Below are 12,520 nucleotides of genomic sequence, written 5' to 3' on the forward strand. Positions count from 1 at the left end.
CGGAGCGATGTACACGAGGAACGGAAGAGTCGATCGATGAGCACCCCCACCGCTGGCGCACTGTCGATGCTGCTGCGCGATGCGATCCACGTGCCCGAGGCCGTGCACGACGACGACTTCGTCATGCGGATCCACGAGGGCGTGCCCGCAGCCGATCGGACGCTGCGGGACTACGTCGTCACCGAGAAGATCGCTGAGGCGTTCGGGGATGGCCTCACTCTGGTCAGATCCGCCCTCGCGCGGGGCAACGCGAAGGGCGCCTTCATCCACGGCTCGTTCGGCTCCGGTAAGTCGCACTACATGGCGGTGATGCACCTGCTGCTCACCGGCAACCCGCACGCGCGAGCTCTGCCGGGACTGCAGCAGACTGTCGCTGACCACACGGACGTGCTGTCGCGCAGGCTCCTCGCAGTGGACTACCACCTCATCGGAGCCGAGTCGTTCGAAGGTGCCTTGTTCCAGGGGTACATCAACACCGTCAAGCAGAAGCACCCGGACGCGGCTCCGCCGGTCCTGCACCGGAGCGACCTGCTCTTCCAGGATGCTCAGAACCTGCGCGCCAAGATGGGTGACGAGGCGTTCTTCTCCCAGTTCGCGGGCGATGTCGACCCCGTGCTCGGCGCCCTCAGCGACGGCGGCCTCACCGCAGGGGACCTCGACGCGGCGGCGAGCGGCTCCGCGAGCGAGCGCGACCGGCAGGCGGTCGCGGCGAAGCTGGTCGAGACGTATTTCCCGGGATACACGTCGACGTCGGCGTGGCTGCCGATCGACCAGGGGCTGCGGACCATGACGGCCCACGCCAAGGAGCTCGGCTACGACGGGCTGGTGCTGTTCCTCGATGAGCTCGTGCTGTGGCTGGCCAACCACCTGCGGGACTCGGCGTTCATCCAGAACGAGACCTCCAAGGTCGCCAAGCTCGTCGAGACCGGGTCGGGTCAGATGGCAATCCCGATGATCTCCTTCGTCGCTCGCCAGCGGGCACTCAAGGAGTTCCTCGGCGGCGGGAACGTCGGAGCTGAGCAGGTGGCGCTCGAGGATTCCTTCCAGTGGTGGGAGGACCGTTTCGACAAGATCACCCTGGCGGCCGCCGACCTGCCGGAGATCGTCCACAAGCGACTGCTCAGCCCGACGTCGGACGCGGGCAAGGACGCGCTCGCCGCCGCCGTCGCGCGCGTGCGCGGCAACCCGACGGACTGGAGGCACCTTCTCACCGACTCCGCCGGCTCGAGCGCGGTGGACTTCGAGAAGGTCTACCCGTTCTCGCCGGCGCTCGTCGACGCCATGGTCGCGCTCTCCGCGATCATGCAGCGCGAGCGCACCGCCCTCAAGATCATGAGCGAGCTGCTCTACCGCGGCCGGGACGAGCTCACGGTCGGCGACGTCATCCCTGTCGGTGATCTGTTTGACGTCGTCGTGCTCGGTGACGCCAAGCCACTCACCGATGACATGGTCAAGGTGTTCGAGGCCGCCGCGACGTTCTACCGCGGCAAGATGCGCCCGTACTTGCTGGCCAAGCACAGCCTCACCGACGCCGAGGCCCGGGCGCTTGACCGCAACCACGCGTTCCGGCGGGAGGACCGCCTGGCGAAGACGCTGCTCGTCGCCGCGATCGCCCCCGGTGCGACGTCCCTCAAGGACCTCACGGCGTCGAAGCTGGCGGCGCTGAACTTCGGGTCCGTCGTGTCGATGTTCGGCGGCAACGTCTCGGGGCAGGTCGTCACCCTCGCGACCGAGTGGCAGGCCAAGTTCTCCGAGATCACCGTCGGGTCCACCGCTGACCCGGTCGTCAGCCTCCAGCTCACCGGCGTCGACTTCGACGCCATCCTCGCCCACGTCGCGCAGGAGGACTCGCACGCCAACCGGCGCAAGCTCATCCGCGACACCCTCGTCGCCGAGATCGAGGCGGTAGCGGCCGGTTCCTATGCCGGCGAGTACGCGCTCGAGCACGTGTGGCGGGGTCAGAAGCGAGCCGTCGACGTCGTGTTCGGCAACGTCCGTGATGAGGCGGCCGTGCCGGTCGAGACGCTCAAGGCGACGGACGCCCGCTGGAAGCTCGTCGTCGACTACCCGTTCGACGACGAAGAGGGGCGCGGACCGTCCGACGACACCGCGCGCATCTACGGTCTCAAGCAGGACGGCGTCGTCTCGGACACGATCATCTGGGTGCCGCACTTCCTCACCGCGCAGCGCATGGACGACGTCGGCAAGCTCGTCCAGCTCGAGTACCTGCTCACCGGCAACCGGTTCGACCAGTACGCCAGCAACCTGCCAGTCAACGACCGTGAGCCCGCCCGCCGCCTGCTGACCAACCAGCGGGACTCCCTGCGCAGCCAGCTCGGTGCGCTCTTGCGGCAGGCGTACGGGGTCGACTCCTCGGCGAGCGACGACAACCTCGGCACCCGGCTCACGGGTACCAACTTCGTCACCCTGGCCGACGGGTTCACGCCCAGCCAGCCGTCCGCGGCGACCCTGCGCGACGCCGTCGTCGGCGCCCTCGGCTCCGCGCTGACCGCCCGGTACCCCCGGCACCCCGAGCTCGAGCGGGGCACCGAGGAGGTGCGGCGCCCGGAGCTGAACGTCGTGCTGGACCTCGCCCGCAAGGCCGTCGACGCCGGCGGCCGGCTCGCCGATGTCGACCGGTCGACCGGTACCAAGGTCCGACGCGTCGTCACTGGCTACGGCGTGGGGGCGCTGCGCGAGACCACCTACGCGCTGGACGCGCAGACCTTCGCGTTCTTCGACGAGTTCACGCGCGCCGCCGGCACGGGGGACGTGACCGTCGGGATGCTGCGCGGGGCCCTCGGGGACCGCGGCATGACCACCGACGCCCTGGACCTGCTCGTCCTCGCGTGGGCCCGGATCACCGATCGCGAGTGGTTCCGCGCCGGGGCCCGTACCAGTGAGCCGGCGATCGGGTCGTTGACCCCAGACATGCTGCTGCGCGAGCCGGTGCTGCCCTCGGAGGAGGAGTGGCGGGTCGCGCTGACCCGCGCCAAGGCCTTGTTCGGCGTGGGCGCGGACGAGTACCACCTCTCGACGGCCGCGGTGCGGCGGGTCAGCGACGCGCTCCTCGGCAAGGCGCAGACCGCGGTGAGCACGACGGCGGAAGCGGCCGAGGAGCTGTCAGCGCGTCGCGACGTGCTCGGGCTCGATGACACGAGCCCGCGATGGCAGTCCGTCACGCGAGCACGGGACCTGGTCGCCGTGCTCGCGACGGCCGAGAACGACGTCGCGAGGATCGAGGCGCTGGCACAGTTCGACCTGCCCGCGGAGTCCCAGGCGGTCGGCCGCTCGATCGCGGCCTCCGGCGACGTCGTCGCCGCGCTCCGAGGAGCGAACTGGAGCCTCATCAACCGGCTGCCGGGTCTGGGCGGTGACCGGGCCGCACGGGCGCTCGCCGCGCTTCGCGAAGCCGCGCGGCAGGCGGAGCTTCACGCACCGCTCAAGCCCGCCCTGGCCAGCGCGGCGGACGAGGCGCTTGAGATCATCGCGGCCGACCCCGAGGAAGTCGAGCGGCGTCGGCGAGACGACGAGGCGCGGCTGGAGGCGGCGGAGAGGGCGCGTCGTGTCCGCGAGGAGGCCGAACGCGAGGCCGCAGCGGAGCGCGCAGCCCGCGACGCCGAGTACGCGAGGCAGCAGGCCGAGCTCGAGGCGAAGCGGCGCGAGCAGGCGGAGCGCGACGCGGAGATGGCCCGCCAGAAGGCGGAGCTCGACCGCAGGCGGCGCGAGCTCGAGGAGCGCGAACGGGTGCGACTCGCGGAGAAGAGCCAGCTCGTCTCGCGGGCCCTCGAGGTCCAGGAGATCGGTCAGCAGATCGTCGAGGAGCTGACCCACCCCGTTCCCGGCAAGACGCTGCGCGTGAGCTGGAGGTGGGAGTGAGCAGCGCCGCCACCGAGGCGCCGCGCACTGTCGCCGTCTCCGAGGCGCTCGTGCGGTCACGCGCTGCCGAGCTGGTCGCCAGGGGCGGTGACGCGCGCGTGCTCGTCTTGCGGGCCCAGCCGCGGTGGCACGGCGGAAGCCTGACCGTCGACGGGCAGCGCGTTCGGGTCGTCGAAGGCGTCTCCCAGCTGGCGATCCTCGACGCGTACACGCAGCAGGCCGACGACGAGTATCTCGTCGTCCTCACGGATCGGCCCCGCGCGGACCTGACGGACACTGTGCTGGCCCGCGCGTACGGTCAGCGCATCGAGGAGCCGGACGAGTGGGCGAGCGTCCCCGCGCTCTTCGGAGGCGCGCGGGAGGTCAGCCGCGAGCTGCGCCGGTTGGACTGGGCGGCGACCGCGCTGCTGGATCACGAGCCTGCCGGGGGCTGGGCACCCTCCACCGACCTCGCGGTCACCGCCGAGCACGCCATCGGTGGTCTGCTCGGCTACCTGCTCGGCCTGGAGTCCCGGGACCTCGACGGCGTCCTCCTCCTGGCCGTGCTGAGCAACGGCTCGCGTGCGGCATGGGGAGGTGTCGACCCAGGACTCCAGGACCACCTTGTCGCATGGGCCGGTGACCAGTACGGGACCGCGGCCGCGTTCGCCCTGCGCACCACCGCCGCGCCCGGTGGCCTGGTCAAGCCGCTCGCGCTCGGCCTGGCGATCGACGTGCTGTGGCCGGACCGGGCCGGAGACCTCACCGAAGCGCAGGTCGCTGCGCGGACCCGGCTGCTCGAGAGGTACGTCGGAGGACGCGCTGTCACCCCGGTGGAGGCGCGGGAGATCGCGAACGCGGCGGTCTCGGCCCTGCTCCGGCTGTCGCGCGAGAGCGACCCCGACGGGCGCCTCGGGGTGGTGCTCGACCAGGCGGAGGCCTTGCTGCGGGACAACCTCGGGTGGCCTGAGGGCGCAGAGCGCTCGGCCATCCTGCGCCCGGGCTTCACCGCCCGCCTGCGGGTGCTGGGTGCGGCCCTGGACTCCGGCGATGGCGTGGAGGAGTCGCTGGCTAGCGTCCTCGAGCACCGCGAAGCAGCGCTCGGAGGCCACGACCTCGCGCCCCGCATGGCAGTGCGGTTGTCGCGGTGGCTCGCGACTCCGGAGACCGAGGCGCACAGTCTCGGGGCGGATCTCCATCGGCAGCTCGCCGACGGTGCGTGGGTCGACGCGGCACTCGGCGTGCTGTGGAGCGGCTCGTCCGACCCCGAGGTCGGCGCCGCCTACGGCCGACTCATCGAGCGCGTCCGCGTTCGCCGCCGGTCGCGCGACGCCGTGGCCGCGGCGCACCTCGGGGACACGGTCGTCGTCCAGTCGCTGGCGGATGCGCTAACGGGTGGGCCGGCGCTCGGCGTCGAAAACATCCTGCGCTTCGTCGTGGACCCGTGGAAGGCGTACGGAGGCGTGCTGCTCATCGTGCTGGACGGTATGAGCGGATCAGTCGCTGTCGAGCTCGCTGGCGAGGTCGGGCGGTCCGGCCTCGTTGAGTGGGTGCCGTCCGCGACCAAGCGGCGGCTCGCCGCTGCTGCCGCGCTGCCGTCAATGACCGGGATCTCGCGCACCAGCCTGTTCTGCGGCGAGATCCGTCAGGGCGCCTCCGCGACGGAGAAGTCTGGTCTTGCTGCCGCGTTCCCGGGAGCACATGCGTTCCACAAGGGCGAGTTGCGCGCACCAGGCGGTGCTCAGCTCGCGGACGGCGTCGCGGCCGCTATCGCCGATCCCACGGTTCCGGTGGTCGGTGTCGTGATCAACGCGATCGACGACGCGACCCACAAGAACGACACTTCGGGGCGCCCGTGGGGCATCGGGGACCTGGAGCCGCTCCGCGGGCTCTTGAACGCGGCCTCGATCGCGGGACGAACCGTGGTCCTGACCTCCGACCACGGCCACGTCGTCGAGCGCGAGACCGAGATGCTCCCCGCGATCGCCGGTGGTGACGCGCGCTGGAGGCCGGCGTCATCCGGGCCCGCGCTGGACGGGGAGGTGCTGGTCAGCGGGCCGCGTGTCGCGCTCGACGGCGGTCAGGTCGTCGTCCTGTGGCGCGACGACGCCAGGTACGGTGCCGCCCGGGCCGGCTACCACGGAGGGGCGTCCCTCGCGGAGCTCACCGTGCCGGTGCTCGTATACCAGCGGTCGCTCGCGCAGACGGCCCCCGACGGGTGGGAGCCGGCGCCGCCTCAGGCGCCGGTCTGGTGGCACGATCCGGTCGTCGAGGTGAAGGTCGGGGCGCCGGCGGTCAAGGGCACTGGTAGGCGGTCACGCAGGAAGCCGGTGGTCGACCGAGCGGAGCCCGCCTTGTTCGATCTGGAGCTCGCCTCGGTTGCGCAGGCTGTGGCGCCGCCGACGGGTGCACCGGAGGACGACCTGGTGAGGCGCGTGCTGACATCGAGCGTCTACGCCGACCAGTTCCGCCTCGGTGGCCGAGCCGCTTCGGCGGCACTGCTCGAGACGGTGCTCCGCACCCTGGTCGAGCGGGGCGGGCGGGCGCACCAGGAGACTGTCGCCGCGGCCGCGGGGATGCCCGTCGCTCCGTTCGTGCAGGGCCTCGCCGTGGTCAAGCGGGTCCTGAACGTCGAGGGTTACGACATCCTCTCTGTCGACAGCGACGGTGCGACGTTGCGGCTCGACGTCCAGCTCCTCGAGGAGCAGTTCGGGCTGAGCGGGTGAACGGCAGGGAGGTTGCGCCGTGGCGGTGATCCGCGCGTTTCGCCACGAGGTCAAAGGGCACGGAACTCGACACTCGACCGATGTGGACTGCCTGTACTTCGACTTCGTCGACACCGAGGGGTCGCGGATCCTGCAGCTCTCGACCCTCGGCTCAGATCAACGTCAGAGTCAGCCCAAGGTCAGCCAGACCTTCCAGATCGGAGCAACGGGGGCGGCAGAACTTCGCGCGATCCTCGGCAGGACGTTCCCTGCGTCGGGGTCCGAGACCGTCGCGGAGCCCAGCACCGCTCCCCGACACGACTCGCTCGCGACGTCGGGACCTGAGTCGACCGACCCGATCGATCGTTTCATCGCCCGCGCACACCTGGTGAAGGTCGACGACCTCAGCATCGAGGGATCGACTGCCCAGCGGCGTGTGCTCGCCCGAGACGACCGACCGTACGCAGGCGGGAACTGGTACCTCGTCGACTTCACGAACGAGAAGACGTTGACGTTCGCGGACGTCGAGCGCGACCTCAGATCCGCGCCCTATGCGTACCAGCGTGCGGCAGTCATCGTGGGCGACATCTCTGCGGACCTCGAGCAGTTCCTCGTCCGGTCGCACGCCGACGTCGTTCGCCTCGCTGACCTCGGCCTCCCGAGGCGCGAACGGTCGCTCCCGTCTGAGGTTCCCCACATGTCCTGGATCGACGAGCTGCTCCAGTCCGGGGTCTACCTCGAACAGAAGGCGCGCGCAGGACGGGCGTCCATCCCCGACGAGGTTGTGCGCGATGTCCTCGATGCCCTCAGCCGCATCGGGGGGACCGGGTCGATCGCGAGCGTCGAGCGAGAGGCACGGCTGCAGCCGGGAGGGCTGAGGCCCATGCTGCCGCCTCTTCGGCGGTTGCTGAACATCGACGGCTACGACACGCTCGCGGTTCGTGACGGAGGGATCGTCGCGCTCGAGGAGAATCTGCTCGAGCAGCAGTTCGGGCTCGTGATCCGTGCCGTCACCGAAGGGGATCGTCCGTGACCACCACCGCTTCGATCAGCCCTCGGCGACGCCGGGAGATCATCGATGCGCTCCGACGAGGCACGGTCCCCCAGCAAGGGCTCGATGTCATGGCGGTAGGGCTCAGACGGTTCGAGACCGCGATCGACGCCGAGCTGGAGTCGGTGAAGGACGGCGGAGCCCAGTTCAAAGCCGTCCGCGGCGAGTACGGGTCCGGCAAGACCTTCTTCTCGCGGTGGCTGACGGAGCGGGCGAAGAGGATGAATTTCGCCACGGCTGAAGTGCAGATCTCCGAGACCGAGACCCCGCTCTACAAGCTGGAGAAGGTGTACCGGCGGATCATCGAGAGTCTGTCCGCACCGGGGGTGTCGTCCGGCGCGTTCGGGGATGTCGTCAACGGCTGGTTCTACGTGCTGGGACAGGACGCGCTCGCGTCCGGCGCATCCGGCGACCTCGACCGGCGCACCGACGAGCTGCTGGAGAAGAGGCTCGCCGCGGTGTCCAAGGAGGCGCCGTCGTTCGCCATGGCGTTGCGCGCGCACCGGCAGATGACCGCCGACGGACGCCATGCGGAGGCGGACGCGCTCCTTGCCTGGCTCGGCGGTCAACCCAACGTGGCAGCGTCCGCGCGCCGGGCCGCTGGGGTCCGGGGGGAGCTCGACCACTTCGGAGCCCTGGGGTTCCTCCAGGGTCTGCTCACCGTGCTGCGCGACTCCGACTTCGCCGGACTCGTGCTCGTGCTCGACGAGGGCGAGACGCTGCAGCGCATGCGATCTGACGTGCGCGAGAAGTCGCTCTCCGCCCAGCGCCAGCTCATGGACGAGGCCGACGCCGGTCGCTTCCCCGGGCTGTATCTCGTCATGACGGGCCCGCCGGCATTCTACGACGGGCAGCAGGGGGTCCAGCGGCTGCCCCCGCTCGCTCAGCGACTGCAGACCGACTTCACGGCCGACCCGCGGTTCGACAACCCTCGGGCGACGCAGATCCGCCTGACTGGTTTCACCCCCGAGTCGCTGGTCGAGCTGGGCTCGCGCGTCCGCGACATCTACGCAGACAACTCGCCGAACGGCGTGCGCATCCATGAGGTCGCCGATGACCGCTACGTCGCCGACCTCGCGGCAGCGGTCGGCGGGGAGCTCGGAGGCAAGACCGGAGTGGCCCCGCGCGTCTTCCTCAAGAAGCTCGTGGCTGATGTGCTGGATCGCGTGGACCAGTTTCCCGACTTCGATCCGCGTCGGGACTACCGGCTGACGGTGAGCGTGTCGGAGCTGACCGACGTCGAACGCGAGGCGCGGTCCCGCGGGGACCTTCGTGCTGCATCCAGCGTCGACGACGTCGACCTCGGCTTCTGAACGATGACTAACCCCTCTGGGCTCGATGAGGCCATCGAGTACCACGTTGTGAACTCGCTGGGTTGGGCAAGCCTGCGCCCGCTGCAAGCTGACGCGGTGGCGCCGGTGCGTATGGGTGCAGATTGCGTGCTGATCGCGCCGACCGCCGGTGGGAAGACCGAAGCTGCGCTCTTTCCTCTGCTGTCCTCGATGGTCCAGGAGGAGTGGAAGGGGCTGTCGGTCCTCTACGTCACGCCCCTGCGGGCGTTGCTGAACAACCTGTACCCACGGGTTACGAAGTACGGGGACTGGCTCGGCCGGCGGGTGGGGCTTTGGCACGGAGACGTCGGAGACACCGAACGCACGCGCATCCTCGCCGACCCGCCCGATGTCCTGCTGACCACGCCTGAGTCGCTCGAGGCGATGCTGGTCTCGCGGCGGGTTGACCACGTCCGTCTCTTCTCGGGGCTGCGCGCGATCGTCGTCGACGAGTTGCACGCCTTCGCCGCCTCCGACCGTGGGTGGCACCTACTGGGCGTGCTCGCCCGGCTCGAGCGACTCGCGAAGCGGCCGATCCAGCGGATTGGCTTGTCCGCAACGGTCGGCAACCCCGAGGAGATAGGTCGGTGGCTGCAGGGCGGCGAGACCACCACCCGTGAGCTGAGGGTGGTCTCGGAAGAGGCCGGCGGCGCGGCAGCCGAGCCAGAGGTGCTGCTGGACTATGTCGGGTCAGTCGCCAACGCTGCGAAGGTGATCTCGTCGCTTCATCGAGGCGAGAAGCGACTCGTGTTCTGCGAGTCGCGGCGCGTCAGCGAACAACTGGCGTTCGAGCTGCGCGACCTCGGGGTCCAGACCTTCGTGTCTCACTCCTCGCTCTCGGCCGAGGAACGGCGGCGGTCCGAGGAGGCTTTCGCAGAAGCACAGAACACCGTCATCGTCGCCACGTCGACGTTGGAGCTCGGCATCGACATCGGTGACCTCGACCGGGTCATCCAGATCGACGCGCCCCGCACCGTCGCATCGTTCCTCCAACGACTGGGACGGACCGGACGCAGGCTGAGTTCCCGGCGAAACGCGCTGTTCCTGGCCACAAGCCCGGAGACGTTCCTCGAGGCGGCCGGCTTGCTGGTGCTCTGGCGACGCGGCTTCGTCGAGCCCATCGTGCCTCCGCGTCATCCTCGACACCTGACCGCCCAACAACTGCTTGCGCTCGCTCTTCAGGAAGGCGCATACGGTGCGAGCACCTGGAGAGACTGGTGGGGTGACCTCGCGCTGATGGACGACGGTGACGAGGTGCTCGAGTTCCTCCGTGCCGAGCACTTCCTCGTGGAGGACGGCGGGCTGCTCATGATCGGCCCGGCTGCCGAGAAGGCGTTCGGACGCCGTCACTTCATGGATCTGTTGAGCTCGTTCGACGCCGAGAAGGAGCTCCGGGTCGTCGCGGGCAACAAGGAGGTCGGGTTCATCTCGCCGCTCGCACTCCCCCGCGAGGGTGAGGAGAAGCTCGACGCCAAGCCGATCCTCATGAACGGTCGTGCCTGGCACGTGGAGCGGATCAACTGGGATCGGTTCGAGGTCCTAGTGAGTCCGGCCGGACACAAAGGTGATGTCCGTTGGCACAGCGACGCCGTGGCGCTGTCGTTCGAGATGATGCGGGCGCAGCGCGACGTGCTGCTTGGCGAGACACCGGACGTGCCGCTGTCCCGGCGAGCGGTTGATCAACTGAGGCTGGTCCGCGAGACGCGGGCGGATCAGGTGCGCGTCGACGGACTAGTCGTCGCGCGGTCCGGGAAGGACCTTTCCCTGTGGACCTGGGCCGGGCTCAAGGCGAACGAGACCTTGCGTGCGGGCATGGGCGAGGTCGGCGGGCGCTCCAGCAACGACGTCGTCGTCTTGCCAGCGGCGGCGGATCTCGGACGGCTAGGCAGCGTCGCCTTCGACGGTGTCGCGCCCGATGTACCCGTGGAGATGGTCGATCGGCTGAAGTTCTCCGCGGCGCTACCCAAGCCGCTCGCGGCGGCCACTCTCGCAGAGCGGTTCGCAGATCGCGTTGGGGCCGCGGCGGTGGCTTCCGGCGCGCGGGTGCCCGAGAGGAGCCGCTGATCGCCGCCGCGAGGACCCCAGCGCCGGACGGCGCCGTCCATGGCCCCTAGTCCCCAGCCGCGGCCGTCGCCCGGCCCCAACGTCGGCGGACCAGGATGACCGCACCGGCCATCGCAGTGCTGGACCCGACCGCCACCACGAACGCCAGGAGCACGTCGGCGCGGAGAGACCCCCGCACGACGTCGGCAGCCGTGACCGCCCCGACGGGTTCTGGCGTCCACGGTTCGTCGCCCTCGTGCTCCACCTGTTCACGCAGGTACAAGACGTCGGCATCAGGCCCCATACCGAACGTCACGTAGGTGGTGTTGAACTCGTCGTACGGGTCGAGCTCGATCGAGCCGAACGGCTTGCCGCCGAGGGTGAGGTCGCAGGCGTGGATGTACTCCGGGACCCGGACGACGGCGGTCCCGTCCTCGCGTCGTGTCTGCTCAGGACCGACGCAGTACGGCTCGTCGAGCGACGCCGCCCCGGCCGCCGAACGGATGTCGCGCAGCAGGTCGTCGACCGACCGGGACGTGGCGAACCACCCCCACCGCCCGACGTTGGGCCGGAACATCGACAGCCAGCTCTCTGGACCGGGCCGCTGCTCGTACATCGTGTAGTCGTCCCCGCGCAGCAGGTCGTGGACGGTGGCGATCTGCCGCTCGGTCCGGTCCTTCTCGGCCCGGGCGACCGCGGACCACACCGCGGCGGTCACCGCCAGCACGATGACGGCCGCGGCCACGCGCAGCAACGTCCGCCGCCGCGGCGAGCGACGACCCCCGGGCAGGCGGCGCCCGGCAGGCCGGTCCGGAACGGACCCGACGCCGGTCACCCGGCGCTCCAGATGACCATCGCGACGAGCAGGCCGACGATCCCTCCGACGCACCCGGCGACGAACCCGAGTAGCGGGCTGATGATCGCGCGCCCCGGTGACTGCTTGCCGAGCGCGAGGTGCGCGAAGGCGAGCGCGATGACCGCGAGCGACGCGACCAGCCACACCGGGGCCGGCGCCAGGTCGAGCATGCGTCCGACCCCGACGAGCGCACCGAGGACGAACCCGTGCCCCCACAGCCGGATGAACGGCGCGATCAGGACGGTCACCCCGGCGAGCCCGAGGTGGACGAACCCCATGACCACGGTCGGCGGGATGTCCGTCCACCAGAGGACGGCGAAGCACACCACTTGGGCGACCAGGACGAGCACGAGGGTCTCGCGGCGCGCGACGGACCCGGGCCCGCGGAGCGCGCGCACCGCGAGCACGACGCCGAGCGCGGCCCCGACGCACGCGGCCGCCGGCGCCGCCACGCCGGGGTGGGGGACGCCGAACAGGCGAAGAGCCACCACGAACGTCAGCACCGCCGTGGGCACGGGGCCGAGGACCACGCTGACGACGCGGGCGGCGGGCAGCCCCCGGGGTGGGGGAGCGGTCACCTCTGCCACGGATCGCACCTCCACGCGTCGCTCGGCGCCTCGGCTCTTCGAGCCTGCCCGACCCAGGATCGACGCCGCGCGGACCACCCAAGGCCGGA

At 70.5% G+C, this 12,520-nt stretch carries 7 protein-coding genes; 5 read left to right on the forward strand and 2 right to left on the reverse strand.

Going from position 1 to position 12,520, the window contains the following annotated elements:
• Positions 1-36: 36 nt before the first annotated feature.
• Genes KVT14_RS05210 through KVT14_RS05230 form a run of 5 tightly spaced genes read left to right on the forward strand, consistent with a single transcriptional unit; the run spans position 37 to position 11,009 of the window.
• The gene (locus KVT14_RS05210) at positions 37-3,879 is read left to right on the forward strand and encodes a hypothetical protein (RefSeq protein ID WP_217614697.1); all 3,843 of its coding nucleotides are present in this window, start codon (positions 37-39) and stop codon (positions 3,877-3,879) included.
• Positions 3,876-6,584: a BREX-2 system phosphatase PglZ gene (gene pglZ, locus KVT14_RS05215; RefSeq protein ID WP_217614698.1), complete on the forward strand. Its 2,709-nt coding sequence runs from the start codon at positions 3,876-3,878 to the stop codon at positions 6,582-6,584. Before KVT14_RS05210 ends, pglZ begins: the two co-directional genes overlap by 4 nt.
• 19 nt (positions 6,585-6,603) lie before the next feature.
• Positions 6,604-7,596 (forward strand): hypothetical protein, encoded by a 993-nt coding sequence (locus KVT14_RS05220; RefSeq protein WP_217614699.1) that lies wholly within the window; start codon positions 6,604-6,606, stop codon positions 7,594-7,596.
• Complete coding sequence (gene brxD / locus KVT14_RS05225) at positions 7,593-8,927, forward strand: BREX system ATP-binding protein BrxD (RefSeq protein ID WP_217614700.1); 1,335 nt, start codon at positions 7,593-7,595, stop codon at positions 8,925-8,927. Before KVT14_RS05220 ends, brxD begins: the two co-directional genes overlap by 4 nt.
• A gap of 3 nt (positions 8,928-8,930) precedes the next feature.
• On the forward strand, positions 8,931-11,009 hold the full coding sequence (locus KVT14_RS05230) for a DEAD/DEAH box helicase (protein ID WP_256447955.1): 2,079 nt from the start codon (positions 8,931-8,933) through the stop codon (positions 11,007-11,009).
• A 46-nt stretch (positions 11,010-11,055) separates the two neighbouring features.
• Here the strand turns inward: KVT14_RS05230 and KVT14_RS05235 are convergent, their stop codons facing one another.
• Both KVT14_RS05235 and KVT14_RS05240 read right to left on the reverse strand, forming a co-directional pair.
• A complete protein-coding gene (locus KVT14_RS05235; RefSeq protein ID WP_217614702.1) occupies positions 11,056-11,733 on the reverse strand; it encodes a hypothetical protein in 678 nt (225 codons plus the stop codon).
• Positions 11,734-11,819: 86 nt separating this feature from the next.
• Entirely contained in the window at positions 11,820-12,431 is a 612-nt protein-coding gene (locus KVT14_RS05240; RefSeq protein WP_217614703.1) for a hypothetical protein, read from the reverse strand.
• Between the last annotated feature and the right edge of the window lie 89 nt (positions 12,432-12,520).

The sequence above is a fragment of the Cellulomonas sp. GbtcB1 genome (genome assembly GCF_019091725.1).
GTDB lineage: Bacteria > Actinomycetota > Actinomycetes > Actinomycetales > Cellulomonadaceae > Cellulomonas.

Excerpts from the sequence above, each read along its gene's own strand:
- KVT14_RS05210 (WP_217614697.1), top strand. The coding sequence starts at position 37 with ATGAGCACCCCCACCGCTGGCGCACTGTCGATGCTGCTGCGCGATGCG.
- KVT14_RS05230 (WP_256447955.1), top strand. The coding sequence starts at position 8,931 with ATGACTAACCCCTCTGGGCTCGATGAGGCCATCGAGTACCACGTTGTG.